Annotated in this window: 12 protein-coding genes; all 12 read left to right on the top strand. The window is 33.0% G+C overall.

All coding sequences use genetic code 11. The features are described 5' to 3' along the window. Nucleotides 1-4,032, top strand: a 4,032-nt coding sequence (locus NK213_RS15730) for a hemagglutinin repeat-containing protein (RefSeq protein ID WP_253350760.1), incomplete at its 5' end; no start/stop codon positions are given. A 16-nt stretch (nt 4,033-4,048) separates the two neighbouring features. Further along, the gene (locus NK213_RS15725; RefSeq protein ID WP_253350758.1) at nt 4,049-4,537 is read left to right on the top strand and encodes a hypothetical protein; all 489 of its coding nucleotides are present in this window, start codon (nt 4,049-4,051) and stop codon (nt 4,535-4,537) included. A gap of 22 nt (nt 4,538-4,559) precedes the next feature. Further along, nucleotides 4,560-4,838: an EndoU domain-containing protein gene (locus NK213_RS15720; RefSeq protein ID WP_371926449.1), complete on the top strand. Its 279-nt coding sequence runs from the start codon at nt 4,560-4,562 to the stop codon at nt 4,836-4,838. 12 nt (nt 4,839-4,850) lie between these two features. Next, on the top strand, nt 4,851-5,237 hold the full coding sequence (locus tag NK213_RS15715; RefSeq protein ID WP_253350757.1) for a hypothetical protein: 387 nt from the start codon (nt 4,851-4,853) through the stop codon (nt 5,235-5,237). Between the two features lie 469 nt (nt 5,238-5,706). Beyond that, nucleotides 5,707-6,306 carry a hypothetical protein gene (locus tag NK213_RS15710; protein WP_253350755.1) on the top strand — a complete coding sequence of 200 codons (600 nt, stop codon included), beginning with the start codon at nt 5,707-5,709 and terminating at the stop codon, nt 6,304-6,306. A 355-nt stretch (nt 6,307-6,661) separates the two neighbouring features. Continuing rightward, a complete protein-coding gene (locus NK213_RS15705; RefSeq protein WP_371926447.1) occupies nt 6,662-8,827 on the top strand; it encodes a Tex family protein in 2,166 nt (721 codons plus the stop codon). 31 nt (nt 8,828-8,858) lie between these two features. Further along, nucleotides 8,859-10,406 (top strand): lactate permease LctP family transporter, encoded by a 1,548-nt coding sequence (locus NK213_RS15700; RefSeq protein ID WP_253350753.1) that lies wholly within the window; start codon nt 8,859-8,861, stop codon nt 10,404-10,406. A gap of 23 nt (nt 10,407-10,429) precedes the next feature. After that, nucleotides 10,430-13,210 (top strand): isoleucine--tRNA ligase, encoded by a 2,781-nt coding sequence (ileS, locus tag NK213_RS15695; protein WP_253350751.1) that lies wholly within the window; start codon nt 10,430-10,432, stop codon nt 13,208-13,210. Nucleotides 13,211-13,221: 11 nt separating this feature from the next. Then, complete coding sequence (lspA, locus tag NK213_RS15690) at nt 13,222-13,686, top strand: signal peptidase II (RefSeq protein WP_253350749.1); 465 nt, start codon at nt 13,222-13,224, stop codon at nt 13,684-13,686. Then, nucleotides 13,687-14,556: a glycine--tRNA ligase subunit alpha gene (gene glyQ / locus NK213_RS15685; protein ID WP_253350741.1), complete on the top strand. Its 870-nt coding sequence runs from the start codon at nt 13,687-13,689 to the stop codon at nt 14,554-14,556. It abuts the gene before it with no gap. A gap of 129 nt (nt 14,557-14,685) precedes the next feature. After that, nucleotides 14,686-16,728, top strand: coding sequence for a glycine--tRNA ligase subunit beta (glyS, locus tag NK213_RS15680; protein ID WP_253350739.1), 2,043 nt, complete (start codon nt 14,686-14,688; stop codon nt 16,726-16,728). 97 nt (nt 16,729-16,825) lie between these two features. After that, nucleotides 16,826-17,917 (top strand): OmpA family protein, encoded by a 1,092-nt coding sequence (locus tag NK213_RS15675; protein ID WP_253350737.1) that lies wholly within the window; start codon nt 16,826-16,828, stop codon nt 17,915-17,917. Nucleotides 17,918-18,601: the final 684 nt, after the last annotated feature.

The raw sequence follows: 18,601 nt of genomic DNA, 5'->3' as shown, positions 1-18,601 counted from the left end.
AAAAATGTAAATATAGAGAATGAGAAAGAAACAACATATTTAGAAGCAAAAGCAAAGTATGGAGGAACATTTGAGAAAACTGAAGCGGAATCAAGAAGATCAAATGAATATGCAGCAGCAAGTACAATAATAGGAAATAATATAATAATAGACGCAGAAAATGATATAAATGTGAGAGCTTCAAACTTAATAGCCGTAAAAGATGGCTTAGAGAATACAGGTGGGAATATATCATTAGCAGCAGGAAATAATGTAAATATATTAGTAGATACATTAGAAAATAGTTCATATTCAAAAATAAAAACAAGTGGATTTAGTACAAACTTCTCAAGCGGCGGTGGAGGACTGTCAACAGGAGTGAGCTATAATAAAAGTAGTACAGAACAGCAGAGAAACGGTACAAATGTATCAGTATCGACAATAATATCAGAAGGAAATACAGTAATAGACGCAGGAAACAGAGTAAGAACAGAAGCAATGCAGGCTAATATTGGTGAGAATCTGGTAATAAGAGGAGTTAACGGAGTAGAACTTCTGGATGCAAAGGAAGTATTTGAGGAAAAAGTAAAACAGAAGAGTACAAGTGTGGGATTATCTGTAAGTGTAGGTTCTACAGTAACAAGTTTTGTTGATCAGGCAAGCAATATGTATAATAACAGAGATAAATACGGTACAACGAATGCATCTGAACTTATTAATACCGCAGGAGACGGATTGACATTATTTAGAAGCGGAGTGAGTGCTTTTAATGATGCTCAGTCAATATATGACAAACTGGCAACAGGAATACACCCTGCAAATGCACTGGCAGGAATAACAGCAAATGTTTCGTTGAGTTTTAATCAGAGCAGTTATGAATCAAATACAAGCGGGACAACTTCAGTGGCAGGAAATATAAATGTAGGGAAGAACTTTATTTTACAATCAGAAAATGGAGATGTAACTCTTATAAATCAAAAGATAAATGTGGGAGAAAACTTTGTAGTAGATGCCAGAAACTTTGAAGCAAGAGCTGGGGAAAATACATACAGCAATGATACAAAATCAAGTTCAGTAGGTGGAAATATAGGATATGATTTTGCACAGCATACAGTGACAGGCGGAGCAAATATAAGCGGAGGGAATTCAAATACAAACTCAAAAACATATGATAATACAATAATAAATGTAGGAGGGACGTTCCAGCTTACTACAAAGGAAGATGCAACATTTGCAGGAGTGAATGTAAAAGCAGATAAAATAAATTTTGATATTGGAAGAAATCTGAGTATAATATCATTACAGGATGAAAGTAAATCGGAAGGAAAGAATTATGGAATAGGTGGGGGATACAGCCAAAATAATAAAACTACAAACAAGCCTGAAGTGGGAGCTTTCACAGGAAACCTAAGTTATGGACAGAATAATGGAGAAAGTAAATGGGTAAACAATCAGACGAGTATAATAGCTGATAACGGTGGAAATATAAAAGTAGGTGAAACATTAACTAATATTGGAGCGATTATAGGAAGTCTGAGTGAAGAGAAAAAGTTAAGCATAGAGGCTAATAAAGTGGTAGTTTCTGACCTTGAAGATTATAACAGGGGAGAGAATATCGGAGCCAATATGGGAGGAATAGGCTTTAATAATAAGGCTCCAATAGGACAGACAGGAATACAGTATGGAAGTCATGATAAGGAACAGGATACCAAAGCAACCTTTGTTAACACAGAAGTAACAGAAGCAGGGAAGAAGCTGAATCTTGAAGAACTTGGGATAAATACAGATATAACGAAGGCTCAGGTAGTGACGAAAGATGAAGTGGTAGAGCAGATAGATACGAATATCCATACGGATTTATTAAATACTAAGACAAGACAGCAGTTTATGGAAGATACAAGAAAAGCGGGTCATGGAATACTTGATATAATAGATTCTGCTGGCAGTGATGATTTAAAATATGAGACAGCAAGATTTGACAGATATAGTCAGTATTATATAGAAAAAAATCCGCAGTTTCAGGAATTTAAAGATAAACCGGATAGTAAGAATGCAGAGGAAATCAAACAAATAACAAAAGATTATATAAAGTATATGACTGGGAAAGACGTGGATGTGGTATTAATAGCCACAGGAGATGGGTCAGGCTATATAAGAGGAGATCAGACTGGCGAGAAGAAAAAAGATGTGTTTTTATTAGATATAACAGATTTAGCAAGTGATGTTGATATAGCAAGCTTATATGGACATGAGGGAAGTCACGTAGATGATCATAGAAGAGGAAGAGACGCAGGAAATGAAGAAAATGCTGGTTCTTCAGGAGATAGATTAAGTGAAATATTAGGAGATAAAGAAAAAAGTAACGGATTTGACTTATCAAAATGGTTAAGTGACGATAAAAATTTAGAATCATTAGTAACTGGAAGAGAACGTATAGCGACAGAGTATGATGGATATGAAATAGAGGGATTCGATTACAAAAAGATGGATCATACTAAGTGTGTACCAGTGGGAAATCCAGCATGTTATAAACAGGTAATACCAGAAAAGCAGTTTAAAGAAATAATGGAAAAGACAGAAGATAAGGTATTTGCACCGTTAAAAGGGTTAGGTGATACTGTAAATATAACTATCCCTGATGAAAATACAAAGAAAAAGACTCCGATTAATCATGGAAGTAAGCCCAAAAATACACCTACTCCAAAAAGTGTAATAGAATATGCTTCTGAAAAAGTTAAAATTCCAGATTGTAATGAGGAATGTCAGAACAATTTTGTTAATTCTATGAATAATTATTATAATCCAGATAAAAGCGATGGAACTGATTATTTGACTAAAGGTTATTCAAATTTAGTAGAAAATAATAACAAAATGGCATGGGAAGAATATAATAATTCATTAAGTGCAGGAACAGAACATGCTAAATTAGTGAATGAATATAGAAATAAATATCCAATACTAACTGATGATTTTATAGTAGCTCAAGCATATGAAATATCAAAGAATCCTGATAAAAAATCACAAATAGAAGGAACAATGGAATTTTATCAGAATACTTCGTTTATAAACTTCAAAGTACTTAATGACGCTAGTCAATGGTCACCTTGGATGGCATTAGCAGGAAGCGGTTTAATACAAGTACCTGATCAAAGAGCTAAACTAGCAGGAATAGCTTTGATGACTCCAGAGATATTAAGAGGTGGATATTCAACATATGAAAAAGTAAAAAGCGGAGATTATGAAGGAGCAGTAGAAGATGGAACAAGAACTCTAACACTTTCTTTACTTGCAGGTATGGCATATCAGGATTCAAAGAGTTTGTCACTGCAATCGGCAGCAGGAAAAGATAATAATAATGGGAAATTCTTTGATAAAGGAGACGGAGTATATTATCCAGAGAATGGAACAAGTGAAGGTTATGTGTCAGGAAATAATTTCATGAGAGTAAATTATGTAAATGGATCGCCAGCCAATGCATATGGGAGAATAGATGGAAATACAATAATGATAGATAGGACTTCATCAGGAATGTTGCAAGGAACGAATCTAATGTCACCAGGAATAACAAATGTATTAGGGTTGTCAGGAACCTCTCAAACAAATGTAGGATCATTGCCATATACACAACCACAAGTTAGACCAAGTGAAATTTATGTATATAATCCTGTGACAGGTGAAATAGTAATAAATCAAAATGGATTAACAGGATTAAAACCAACAGTTCTCCCCTCCTATAATGCTCAAATTATAGTTGATAAACTAAGTAACTTACCATCAAATGCACAAAATGCATTTGCAAATTATGAAAATATAGGATGGCAAGGAAATTTTTCTGGTCAAACGAATGGAACTAAAGCTAGAGGAGAATTTCAAAATAAAAACGCTCTTTTACCAGAATATGACTCGAATAATATTAAAATTGAGTATAAAGAATTTGATATTAATAATAAAATACCTGGACAACAGAGAGATAAAGAAAGATTTGTTATAGGGAGTGATGGAAGTGTATATTTTACAGATGATCATTACAAAACTTTTAAAAAAATAAAATAAATCTAAGGTGATAAATATGTTTGAGAAGTTTAAATTAAATGAAAATTACGAATTTATATTAGATAAAGAGATAAATAAATATTCAATGATAAAAGAAGTAATTGTAAAAAAACTTTATTATTGTCATACAGAAGAAAATTTATGTGACCGATTAGTGTTAATTAAAAACTTTGAAAATTTTAAAGTTACAGATATATCTTTTGAAAATATCAAGTATGTTGAGGAGTTTGTAGAATTTTGTTGGAATTATTTTAATTATCCAAAAGAAGAAATTGAAAGTTCAGAAGATTATTCAAATTTAGATGCATTCCATGACTGGTTTACAGATGAGTATTTTTTTGAAGAAAATCATGTATTAATTTTTCGAAAAATAAAAGATCTGAAAAGTAAAAATAGTCATTTAGTATTTACTCAATTAGATATAGTGAAAGAATTATTAGATATTTGTGGAAATGATGGTTTATGGTTTAGTAATAAAAAAATATATATTTTTTTAGTAAACTAAATATAGAATTATATTGAGTTAAATTTTTATATCGAATCCAGTAATAGGAGTATATAAAGCAAAAGTAATAAATCCAATAACAGGGACAGTAAAAGGTGGAAATAAGGGATATTCAACGTTTTTTCCAGATAACTGGACAGCTCAACAAAAAGTTGATGATATGAATGAAGCATATAATAATAGAAAACCCGTAGCAAATACTAGAAATACATATGAAGTAACAACAAAAGAAGGAATAATTATGGAAATGTATATTGATGAAAATACAAAGAAAGTAATTTCATCTTTTCCTAAATTTTAAAGGGCTAGAGATATGGAAAATAATTATAAAATAAATAAACAATATTATCCAGAAAACAGCCATTCAATTATTACGATAACTGTAATACCAGAACAAAAAAATGTGAATCAATTTTTAAATGGTGATTTTTCAAGAATAAAAGAAGTTCGGGAATGGTTTTTAAATGGAGTAAAAACTGTATTGAATGGAGAACAGAAGGAATCGCTTGTAATGGAGGGTGATGAAGTGGAATTAGAAATAGGGGAGGTACATACAAAAATAAGACTTACTCTACATGAGAATTTAGATGTACCATTAGAGAGTTTTAGAGATCCTAAAGAACCTTTAGAAGATATAATAGATACAAATGAACTTTATAACATAATGCTAGAATGGAGCAAAATATTAGATAAAAAGTAGCATATATGGATAACATTGTTAGTTTAATAGTGTTTTCCTTTCCTTTTTTCTCAGAATTATTTTAAGCTCTTAAAGTTCCATAGACAAGAAAACAATAGTAGATGGATCAAGAACTCTAACTCTTTCTTTATTTGCTGATCAGGCATATCAGGATTCTAAGAGTTTGCCATTCCAATTATTAGATACAGCAAATAACTTCAAAATAGAAAAAGAAGTGGAAGAATATTGAAGAAGAAGATCTTTTAAAAATTCCATTTAAAAATCCTCGTTTTATTATGATGGTTTATACATCAAAAAATCTCATGAAAAAGATTCTGCAACAGGATAATTATTTATGTGATATTTATATAGACAATGATTATGGTTGTATTCTGCCAATAAAAGAATATATTGAAATTGGAATGCCGATTTAGTAAGAATGGCTTTTAAAATTTTCAATTATTTGAATAGATTAGCATAGGAGATAATTATGAAAGACCTGAAAATATTGGAAAAGATTTATAAATATTACCCTAAAAATAAGAATTTTGATTCGGAAGAATATCAGAGCTCTGATGAGTACTTAAAACAGCAGAAAAAAAGAAAAGAAGCTCTTGAAAACATAGAATATAAGCATTATCTGGAAGAAAAATTGGAAAATATATTCAAAAATTTCATAGTTTCGGACTGGACAGACTTAACAGATTATAATTGCTATGAATATAGAGTTTTACTGCATAAAAATCAATCTGTTCTGGACGATGATATTGAATTAATGAGTATTTTGAAAAATGAAAGATTAGATTTGTTTATTTTTGTAAGTATTCTTGAAAAATATTATTATGTACAATTTAATAAAAGTAAATATGAACCTGAAAGTGATAAATGGAAATTTGAAGTTTTAAAGAAACATCACGAGGGATCAAATAAAGAGTTGAAAAAATTAAACGATTTTTTATCATCAGAAGGTTATACAGAACTAAAAGATGGTATTATAAGAAAAAAAGTAAAAGATGTAGGAACAGAACTGAAAAATATCGGAAAAGCAACAATTTTTAGCTGTCTTTTTACAGATATTATCGAAATTTAACCATATAAAATTATGAATTTATGCCATCAAAGAATAACGCACAATATTTTAAAATAAAAACTTAAAATACAATAGATCTAACCCAAATTCACAAAACCGCTCATATATTGAGCCAAGAAAAAAATACAGCAGCTTTCCATGATATCAAAAATATCACAGAAGGCTGTTTTTATATCCAAAAATATAAAACAGCCAAACTAAAACGCAATATAAATACCATAAAACCAAAAAATAAAACCAACACTTTAACAACCATAAAATAACCTAAAAAAGCCATATTTGGCAAAGTACTAGATATTTTAACGTTATTATGTTAAAATAAAAGATATTTTTTAGAAATTTGGAGGAATTTACTTTGGATATTTTGAAAGCTGCTGCAAGTGAAATGGGGTTAAAAATAGGACAGGTGGAAAATACGATTAATCTCTATGATGAAGGAGCTACAGTACCCTTTATTGCACGTTACAGAAAAGAAGTTACAGGGAATCTTGACGAGGAAAAAATAAGAGACCTTATAGAGAAGGTGTCATACTACAGAAACCTTGAAAAAAGAAAAGAAGAAGTACTGAGATTAATAGAGGAACAGGGAAAATTAACCGAAGAACTAAAAGCAAGCATAATAAATGCGGCAAAATTACAGGAAGTAGAAGATCTTTATCTCCCGTATAAGAAAAAGAAAAAAACTAAAGCTGATATAGCCATAGAAAACGGACTGGAACCCTTGTCTTTATTTTTGATGGACAAAAATGTAAATATGGAAGCATTGAAAAAAGAATCAGAAAAATACATAAATGAACAGGTTCCGGGTATAGAAGATGCTATGGAAGGAGCTAAGCTGATCATAGCGCAGAGTATTTCCGAAACTGCAAAATACAGAGAGTCAATACGTGACAGAATCAGCAAATACGGAGTTCTGACTTCAAAAGTAATTGAGAAAAACAAAGTAAATGATGAAAAACGTGTTTATCAGGATTATTATAAATATTCAGAACCTGTGATGCGGGCAGCTTCACACAGAATTCTTGCCTTAAACAGAGGAGAGAATGAGAAAATATTAAAAGTAGATATCGAAATAGATGAAACAACACATAAATATATAGTAGACAATATTTTAAGAGGATTTCAAAATAAGAATCTAACAGGATTTTTTACTGAAATTATAGAAGATTCATTAAGCAGACTGGTTTATCCGTCTATAAAAAATGAAGTAAGAAATATATACACAGAAAAGTCAGAAGTAGAAGCAATAGATATATTTAAAGATAATCTGGAGAAATTATTATTACAGCCTCCACTGTATAAAAAAGCCATAATGGGGCTGGATCCGGGTTATAGAACAGGATGTAAGCTTGTTGTTATTAATAAAGAAGGATTCTATGAAAAAGACGATGTAGTATTCCTTGTGGAAGAGATGCACTCTCCAAGACAAGTAAGCGAGGCAAAAAAGAAAATATTACAGTATATAGAAGATTATGATGTAGATATAATAGCAATAGGAAACGGAACTGCTTCCAGAGAAACTGAAAGTTTTGTTGCCAAAGTGATAAAGGAAGCTAAGAAGAAAGTGTTCTACCTTATTGTAAATGAGGCAGGGGCTTCTGTTTATTCAGCTTCGAAGCTGGCAAAAGAAGAGTTCCCGGATCTGGACGTAACAGCAAGAGGAGCAATTTCCATTGCAAGAAGAATTCAGGACCCTATGGCGGAGCTTGTAAAAATAGATCCGAAATCAATAGGTGTAGGAATGTATCAGCATGATGTAAACCAGAAAACACTGAATGAATCACTGGAACAGACAATAGAGCATGTAGTTAATAATGTAGGAGTAAACATAAATACTGCTTCATGGGCATTGCTGAGTTATGTTTCGGGAATTAAGAAAAATGTGGCAAAAAATCTGGTAGATTACAGACATGAAAACGGAGATTTCAAAAAGAGAGCTGAATTAAAGAAGGTAAAAGGTCTTGGAGACAAAGCTTTTGAGCAGATGGCAGGATTTATAGTGATTCCTGACAGCGAAAATCCTCTGGATAATACAATAATTCACCCTGAGTCATATAAGGTAGCGGAAAAGATACTTGGTGAAGCAGGATGTAAGCTGAAAGACATGAAAGCAGATATAAAAGCAACACAGGAAAAACTGTCAAAATTAGATATCAAAAAAATAATTAAAGAAAATGAATTTGGTGAAGAAACAGCAAAAGATATATATAATGCCCTGCTGAAAGGAAGAAGAGATCCGCGTGAAGAATTTGAAAAACCGTTATTAAGATCTGATATACTGAATATGAATGACCTTGCTGACGGAATGATTCTTGAAGGAACTGTAAGAAACGTGGCAAAATTCGGAGTATTTGTGGACATAGGGCTAAAAAATGATGCCTTGATTCACGTATCGGAATTATCAAATAAATTTATTTCAGACCCTACAAAGGTACTCTCTGTCGGGGAAATAATAAAAGTAAAAATTCTTTCCATAGATAAGAACAGAGGAAGAGTGGCATTAACAAGAAAAGGATTATAGTCAGCATTAATTGCAGATAGGAGTATTTAAAGTGTTAGATTTTATATTAGGATTACTCCCTATAATATTATTTTTTTCATTAATTGTAATATTTAAAAAAAGTACGCTTATATCATCTTTTACCAGTCTTCTGGCAGCAATAATACTGAATTTCATAAATCCGGGCTGGCAGATGTCAGTGACAGGAACTGTTTTATCAGTGATAGAAGGATTTTTAGTAGCATTGTGGCCTATAGGCTGTATAGTTATAGCGGCATTGTTTTGTTACAGCCTGTCACTTGAAACAGGACAGATAAATATAATAAAGAAAACCCTTGAAGGAATATCAGGGGACAGGAGAATGCAGGTTCTGCTTATAGCATGGGGCTTTGGAAGCTTTATGGAAGGTGTGGCAGGATACGGGACATCTGTGGCAATCCCTGCGGGGATACTATTAGTGTTAGGGTTCGGCCCTCTTTATTCCGCACTTATCTGTCTGATATCAATAGGCGGTTCTAATTCATTCGGCTCTGTGGGAATTCCGGTTATTATGCTTGCTAATCAGGTAAAGCTGGATTACAGGGTAATGGGTGTAAATGTGGCAGTACAGCTTCTTCCGTTTATAGTTATAATACCGGTGATACTGGTAATACTAGCTGGAAGAAGAGATTCAAAAAGGATAAGAGACGCTTTTGACAAGAAAATAATCTGTGTCCTTATTGCATGTACTGTTGCCTACATACCGGCAATACTTACCGCAGTATTTATAGGACCTGAGATGCCTGCTATAATAGGTGGAGTCTTGATTATGTCTGCTGTGATAATCATGTCAAAAATTTTGTATAAAAATGTGGAAAATAAAGAAAAAATAAAATTTAAAACAGCTTTAAAAGCTTTTTTGCCTTATATTTTCATGGTGATTTTCATACTTATGGTAAATCCTGCCAATAAAATACTTTATGATTTTTTAAATAAATACACTACAATCAGCGTGAATTTTTCTGCAGGAGATAATTATAAAGTAGGAAATGGTGAAATTACATATTTTCGGATATTTCTCTCGCCGGTGGTTCCGATACTTCTTGCCACTCTTGCCGGAGGGCTTCTTCAGGGGACAAGGGTAAAGGTCATAGGCAGAACATTTATCTGGGTAATAAAAAATAATGTAAGAACACTGCTTACCATAATGGGTATAGTTTCACTGGCATCTTTTATGAAGCACAGCGGAATTATAATAAGTGTAGCAGATGGTTTTACGATGATTACTGGAAGGTTTTATCCTTTGATAGCACCGTTTATAGGGGCGATAGGTACATTTATGACAGGAAGCAACACCTCTGCGAATCTGCTTTTCGGCTCACTCCAAAGTGTAGCTGCAGATAATCTGGGGATAAATAAATACTGGCTTGTAGCCTCTAATACAGTGGGAGCAACACTTGGGACAATGATATCGCTTCAGAGTCTTTCTATTGTTGCGGCAACTGTGGGATTAAAAGGAAAAGAAAATATAGTTTTGAAAAAAGCAGTAAAATATTCGCTGTCATTACTGACAGTATTAGCAATATATGTATATATTATGAGTTTAATTATAAAAAGTTAAAAATAAATGTTTGGAGGAAAAAAATGGAAGAAAAGAAAGATTACGCAGCTACCCTGAATCTTTTGAAAACAAGTTTCAAAATGAAGGCCAGTCTGCCTAATAAAGAGCCTTTACTTTTAAGAGACTGGCAAAAGAAGAAAATATATGAAAAAACACTGGGAAGATTCGACAAGAAGTTCATATTACATGACGGGCCTCCTTATGCAAACGGGGATCTACACGTAGGGCATGCCGAAAACAAGACTTTGAAAGATATTATAGTGAGATATAAAAGACTCAGAGGCTATGATGCACCGTATGTACCGGGCTGGGATACACATGGTCTGCCTATTGAGCTGAAAGTAACAGAAGCTCTTGGTGATAAGGTAAAGACAATGTCGCCTATAGAGATTAGAAAAGAATGCCGTAAATACGCTTTGAAGTGGGTAGAAAAACAGAAAGCGGAATTTATAAGACTAGGTATTATGGGTGAATGGGATAATCCTTATATCACGCTGAAACCTGAGTATGAAGCGGAAGAATTAAGAGTATTTAAGGAAATATACAATAACGGCTATATTTATAAAGGGCTGAAGCCGGTTTACTGGTCTCCTTCTACTGAAACAGCACTGGCTGAAGCAGAAATAGAATATCAGGATGTAGTATCGCCTTCTATTTATGTAAAAATGGACGGGGAACAGGATCTTAAAGATAAACTTGGTCTTGATGAAGCAGCAATAGTAATATGGACAACGACTCCATGGACTCTTCCTGCGAATCTGGGAATCAGCTTAAATGCCGAATATGATTATGGTGTGTATAAGACTGTAAAAGGGAATCTGATACTGGCAAAGGAACTCGCAGAGACAGCATTCAGAGAAATGGAAATAGAAAATTACGAATTAATAAAGGAAGTAAAAGGTGCCGAACTTGATAATATGCATTATAAGCATCCTTTTATAGACAGAACAGGTCTTGTAATGCTTGGTGACCACGTAACCCTTGAAGCAGGGACAGGGGCAGTTCACACTGCGCCGGGACACGGGGTTGATGACTATATCGTAGGGCAGAAATATAATATAGGAATACTTTCTCCTCTTGATGATAAAGGTCATTTTACTAAAGCAGCCGGGAAATACGAAGGAATGTTTTATAAAAAAGCAAATAAATTCATTTCGGAAGATATAAAGGCTTCAGGACATTTATTAATGGAAAAAGAACTGAAACACTCATACCCTCATGACTGGAGAAGTAAAAAGCCTGTTATCTACAGAGCCACAGAACAGTGGTTTATAAAAGTGGAAGAGGGAGACCTTAGGGAAAAAGCCCTGAATGTACTGAAAGACGTGAACTTTATTCCGGCAATAGGAAGAAACAGAATTACATCAATGATAGAAGGAAGACCGGACTGGACAATTTCAAGACAGAGAATCTGGGGAGTACCAATACCGATTTTCTATAATGATGATAAAGAAGGAGAGATCATTTTCCATAATGATATCATGGACAGAATCATAGAACTTGTGGAAAAAGACGGTACAGATGTATGGTTCAGCATGTCTGCCGAAGAGCTTATAGGTGACGAACTTCTTGAAAAGCACAGCCTGAAAGGGGCAAAGCTTAGAAAAGAAAGAAGTATCATGGATGTTTGGATCGATTCGGGAACTTCACACAGAGCAGTTTTATCTACAAGAAAAAATCTTAGAAGACCAGCTGATCTTTACCTTGAGGGAAGCGACCAGCACAGAGGATGGTTCCAGTCGTCACTGTTAACATCAGTGGCAAGTACAGGAGATGCTCCTTACAAAAGTATACTTACACACGGTTTTGCCAATGATGCACAAGGAAGAAAAATGTCAAAATCTCTGGGAAATCAAATGTTCCCAAGTGAAATAGTAAATCAGTACGGTGCAGATATACTAAGATTATGGGTAGCATCTGTAGACTACAGGGAAGATGTAAGAATTTCGGAGAATATACTGAAACAGGTTTCTGATTCATACAGAAGAATAAGAAATACTGCCAGATTTATTTTAGGGAATATAAATGATTTTGATTATAAAAACGAAAAAATAAATTTCGAAGATATGTACGAAGTGGATAAGTGGGCTTTGAATAAGCTTGAAAGACTGAAAAATAAAGTAGAGGAATATTATGAAAAATATGAATTCTATAATTTATTTAATGAAATACAGTATTTCTGCGGAATAGAAATGTCAGCTTTCTATCTTGACATAATAAAAGACAGATTATACGTGGAAAAAGCGGATTCGAAACTAAGAAGAAGCGCGCAGACAGTAATGGTGGAAATACTAGAGTTTCTTGTAAGAGCAATAGCTCCGGTTCTGTCATTTACTGCTGAGGAAATCTGGGAAAAAATGCCTGAAACTTTGAGAGAGGAAGAATCTGTTCATTTGGCACAGTGGTCTGCTGCAAAGCCTGAATATGTAAATGACAGTCTTGACGAAAAGTGGAGCAAAATAATGGACTTAAGAAAAGAAGTTTACAGGGAAGTAGAAAAAGTAAGACAGGAAAAAATAGTAGGATTATCTTTGGATGCTAAAGTAGAATTATTCATAGATAATAAAGATTTTGAATTTATAAAAGATATAAATATAAATGATCTGCAGGATTATTTTATAGTATCGCAGATACATTTCGGGGAAACTGACGGAATGGCTGATACTGAAATCAGCGGAATAAAAGTAAAAGTATCAAAAGCTGACGGAGAAAAGTGTGAAAGATGCTGGAAGTATGATGAACTGGGAACTGATCCTGAACATCCGGATGTTTGTCCGAGATGTGCAAAAGTTCTGCATAGTTAGGAAGTGATTTTTTGCTTTATATAATAATAATAGTAATCTTGACAGCAATAGACCAGATTACAAAAGTATATATGAGATCAGCAGCAGGAGGGGTGGAAGCTTTTTCCATCCCTGTAATAGGAAGTTTTTTCCATCTGACATATGTAGAAAATCACGGTGGAATCTTTGGATTATTTCAGGGAAAAATAAATGTATTTACAATACTTAGTGTTGTAGTCATAGCATATCTGGTATATTCAGAGAGAAAAAATATAAAAAATTATACTAAATGGACTAAAATAGGAATAGCTTTTATAGCTTCCGGAGCAATAGGAAATATGACAGACAGAATTATGAGGGGCTATGTAATAGATATGCTTGATTTCAGAGGGATATGGCATTTTGTCTTTAACTTTGCAGATGTATTTATTAATGTAGGAGTCGGAATCATTATTTTGGACTATCTGGTAAAAAAAATGAAAAGCAGGAGGGAATAAATGACTTTTCAAAATATAATACTTACATTACAGAAATTTTGGGGAGATAAAGGCTGTGTAATCGGGAATCCCTATGATGTGGAAACAGGTGCAGGAACATTTAATCCTGACACTTTTCTAATGTCACTGGGGCCTGAGCCGTGGAACATAGCTTATGTAGAACCGTCAAGAAGACCAAAAGACGGACGTTATGGTGAGAACCCTAACAGATTATACCAGCATCATCAGTTTCAGGTAATAATGAAACCGTCACCTGAGAATATTCAGGAGATGTATCTGGAAAGCCTTAGTGCTTTGGGTGTAGATCCTAAGGAACATGATATCAGATTCGTAGAGGATAACTGGGAAAGCCCTACTCTCGGAGCATGGGGACTAGGATGGGAAGTATGGCTTGATGGAATGGAGATCACGCAGTTTACTTATTTCCAGCAGGTAGGCGGAATTGAACTTGATATTACCCCTGTAGAGATAACGTATGGTCTGGAAAGACTGGCTCTGTATCTGCAGAATAAAGATAATGTATATGATCTGGAATGGACTGAAGGTGTAAAATACGGCGAAAGAAAATACCAGTATGAGTATGAAATGTCAAAGTACAGCTTTGAAGTATCAGACTCGGATATGAATTTTAAATTATTTGATATGTATGAAAAAGAAGCTAAAAATTGTCTTAATCATAATCTGGTACTGCCGGGATATGATTATGTACTGAAGTGTTCGCATGTATTCAATAATTTAGATGCAAGAGGCTCAATAAGTACCACTGAGAGAATGTCATATATATTAAGGGTAAGAGATCTGGCAAAGACATGTGCCGAGCAGTTCGTGGAAATAAGAAAAAAACTTGGTTTTCCGCTGCTGAAAAAATAAATTCGGCACCCCTGCCTTGTTTATAGCAGCAAACGGTTACAGATGTCTTGGTATCGTGAGTTATTCATTGCTCAAAATATAGCCGGACAAAATATATATTAATTTAGAGAAAAGAAAGGAGCAGAGAACTTGGATTTTCTTTTTGAAATAGGTGTGGAAGAATTACCAGCAAGATATGTGGATAGTTCTGAAGCAGAACTGAAAAAGCTTATGACCGAAAGTCTTAAAGAAGAAAGAATAGACTTTAAGTCTGTAAAGTCCTTCAGCACTCCGAGAAGACTTGCCTTACTAATAGAAGGAATGGCCCAAAAGCAGGAGGACCTTCATAAAAAAAGTACAGGACCTTCAGTGGAAGCTGCATATAAAGACGGAAAGCTTTCTAAAGCCGGAGAAGGATTTTTAAAAGGACAGAATGCTGATGAAGCAGATATTAAAATAATAGAGAATGAAAAAGGGAAATATATTTCAGTGGAAAAATTTTATGCTGGTAAAGATACTGCTGAGATTCTGCCTGATTTATTAAATAAAGCATTAAAAGGACTGACATTTGATAAGTCTATGAAATGGTCGGACAAACAGTTTAGGTTTGCAAGACCAATAAAATGGATTCTGGCACTTCTGGATAATAAAGTGCTTAATTTTGATTTTGAAGGGATAAAGGCTTCTGATAAAACAAGAGGTATGAGAAATTTTGCTTCTCAGGATATAGAAGTAAAGAATATATCTGATTATGAGAATATCCTTGAAAAAAATTATGTAATAGCAGATCATAATAAAAGAAAAGAGCAGATACTGAAAAGCATAAAAGAAAACTGTGAGAATGACGGAGATACAGTAATAGTAAATGATTATCTTCTGGAGGAAGTATTAAACCTTGTGGAATATCCTTATGCAATAAAAGGAGAATTCAGCAAAAGCTATCTTGAACTTCCTGAAGATATTATTACCATTACAATGGAAACACATCAGAGATATTTTCCGGTGAAAGATAAAGACGGAAAGCTGACAAATAAATTTGTTCTGATAAGAAATGCCCCTGTTTATTCAGAAGTAGTAAAAAAAGGTAATGAAAAGGTAATCGAGCCGAGACTGGCAGATGCTAAGTTTTTCTATGACGAAGATCTAAAGGTGAAACTGGATCAAAATGTAGAAAAACTAAAAAATGTAGTTTTCCAGAAAGATATGGGAACTATTTATGAAAAAATGGAGAGATCCGAGCAAATAGCAGATTATATGATAAATGTGCTGAAACTGGACGACAGCAAAGAAGATATCAAACGTACAGTTTATCTTGCCAAAGCTGATCTTGTAAGCAATGTAATAGGTGAAAAAGAGTTTACAAAGCTGCAGGGATTCATGGGCGAAGTATATGCAAAACATGAAGGTGAGAAAGAGTCAGTAGCAAAAGGTATATTTGAGCATTATCTTCCAAGATATCAGGGAGATGTTCTGCCGGACACAATAGAAGGTGCTGTAGCAGGAATAGCAGATAAAATGGATACTATTACAGGATGTTTTTCAGTAGGACTTATTCCTACCAGTTCAAAAGATCCATATGCACTAAGAAGAGCGGCACAGGGTATAGTTTCAGTATGTCTGCATCAGAATCTGGATATTGACTATTCTGAATTAATAGATAATACACTGGAAATATTTAGTAAAAATAAGGAAATTAAAGGAAAAAGTGAGGAAATTTCTGCTCAGATAAAAGAGTTTTTTAAACAGAGACTTTTATATATTTTATCTGAGGAATTAAATAAAGATCTTATATCTTATGTTATAAATTTGGAAACAAAAGTATATACTCTTAAGAACAGGGTAAAAATTCTTGAAGAACTTTCAAAGACAGATAAGTTTGAAACACTTGTAAATCTCCTTAAAAGAGTAAAGAACATATTAAGGGAGAATAAGACAGACAACATTTCTGTGAAAGAAGAACTGTTTGAAAAAGCAGAAGAAACAGAGCTGTTTAATTATATAAAAAGACTTGAAAAAACAGTAAATGAAGAGGAATTTCACGGCATAGTAAATGTACTTCTTGAAAATGCCAATATTATTAATAATTTTTTTGATAATGTAATGGTAATTGCAGAAAAAAATGAGATTAAAAATAACAGGCTTGAGTTACTCCGAAATCTTCAAAAATTAGTGGATAAGACTATATTTATATAATAAAAAAAGTTAAAAAAACTTGCAATTTATCATTTTTTAGATTATAATATCAATGTTAACTAGATATATATTGATAAAAATAAGGAGGTAGAAGCTAATGAAAAAATTAGTAGCTTTATTAGCTGTAGTAGCATCTATATCAGCAACAGCTGCAGAATTACAAATCAAGGGTGGATATGATTTCAAAAGAGATTATATAAGTAATGATATAGCTTTTGATTTAAAAGGTGGTTGGACAGCAGGTCTAGAATATTTATTTGATAATCAAGGTGAATTTGAATGGGGTCTTGGTGCTGAATATAAATTCGGACAATCAAAAGGAAAAGTAGAAGGTAAATATGATGGTGGTGAATCAAGAGGAATTATGACTCAAGTACCGATTTACGCTACAGGTAAAGTAAACTTATTCACATCTGATACAGGAAAAGACAGATTATATTTAATAGGTAGAGTGGGATATTCAATTAACGATGCATCAGGAGATATAAAAGATGCAGGCGGAAAATATGATGACGGATTATATTTAGCAGGAGGAGTGGGTACTGAAGTAGGACCATTCGCAATTGAAGCTTTATATGAAAGAACACAAACTCCTTTCACAGTAGCTGGAGTAAAAACTAATGATTACACTGAAACATATGGTGCAAGAATCGGTTATAGAATAGGAAATACTGTAAATGACAGATCACCTAAAGTAGTAGTTCAACAAGTAACTGTTGAAAAGCCAGTAGAAAAGATCGTATATGTTGACAGAGTGGTAACAACACCAAGTACAACTGTTATAGATCTTAACTGTAGAGCAGCTCAAAAAATGTGTATAATCAACGGATTTAAAGTTGATGGAAAAGTACCTAATGAAGCTGAACAAAGAGATCTTAGAACTATAGCTAATATCTTAAACTCAGCAGTAGTTGACGGTGGAACAATCAATGTAGTAGGGCATACAGATTCTACAGGATCTGCAGCTTACAACCAAAAATTATCAGTAGAAAGAGCACAAAACGTAGCTAGATTACTAAGAGAATACGGATTGAAAAATACTGTTAAATTTGGAACTATTACAGGTAAAGGGTTAACTCAACCAATGGCAACTAACAACACTGTAGAAGGAAGATACCAAAACAGAAGAGTTGAATTATTCTTCGATAAAGTAGACTTCACAAAAGCAAATGTTAAATTTATAAACTAATTATATAGTTAAGCAGGCAGATTTATTCTGTCTGTTTTTTTATATATGAAATTTATTTTGCAGTTTTGTGTAAAATAAGCGTAAATGTCGGAGTTTTAAATTTGATAATATTCAAGAGAAAAACAGGTCATACATATTCTGACAGATTCAGTCAGAATTAGTAAAATATAACCAAATTGTTAAAAGGGCAAAGGTAAAAAGATACTGTAACAGAGAAATGTAATTGTTTTTTGGTAAAGCCTGCTTTTCATGGTCATATTAAAAAAATATATGGTATAACAGGTGTATTATTTCATCTGTTTTTTTATAATTAATTTCTAAAAAACTAATATCTGTATTAACCAAAAATAAGTTTAGATTTAGAAGGTAAAATTTTTACTTAATAGAGATTTTACAAGCTGTTAAAGAGATTATTTGTTTGCAAAGTAAATGAATGATGGTATAATTCATTTGGTAAAGTATGAAGTATATCTTAATGGTAAAAATGGTGCATTGTTTGAAATACAGTGATTAACTTAAAATATAAAGAGTCCTAAAATACGGATAGTAGAATAAATAGAAAATGTATCAGGATTTATCCAAAAAAAGCTATATTTTATAAAAAAATAAGACCAGTTATAAAATGTCAAGGAAAAAAAGAAGAATTTTTAAATAAAAAAATGAGTATCACAAAATAGACAGCAA

Source organism: Sebaldella sp. S0638 (assembly GCF_024158605.1).
In the GTDB taxonomy this organism is placed as follows: domain Bacteria; phylum Fusobacteriota; class Fusobacteriia; order Fusobacteriales; family Leptotrichiaceae; genus Sebaldella.
This window is presented reverse-complemented; position numbering and strand designations above follow the sequence as displayed.

Bases quoted from the DNA above. Each gene is read 5' to 3' on its own strand.
- NK213_RS15725 (WP_253350758.1), top strand. From the start codon at position 4,049: ATGTTTGAGAAGTTTAAATTAAATGAAAATTACGAATTTATATTAGAT.
- NK213_RS15715 (WP_253350757.1), top strand. From the start codon at position 4,851: ATGGAAAATAATTATAAAATAAATAAACAATATTATCCAGAAAACAGC.
- NK213_RS15710 (WP_253350755.1), top strand. From the start codon at position 5,707: ATGAAAGACCTGAAAATATTGGAAAAGATTTATAAATATTACCCTAAA.
- ileS (WP_253350751.1), top strand. From the start codon at position 10,430: ATGGAAGAAAAGAAAGATTACGCAGCTACCCTGAATCTTTTGAAAACA.
- glyQ (WP_253350741.1), top strand. From the start codon at position 13,687: ATGACTTTTCAAAATATAATACTTACATTACAGAAATTTTGGGGAGAT.
- NK213_RS15675 (WP_253350737.1), top strand. From the start codon at position 16,826: ATGAAAAAATTAGTAGCTTTATTAGCTGTAGTAGCATCTATATCAGCA.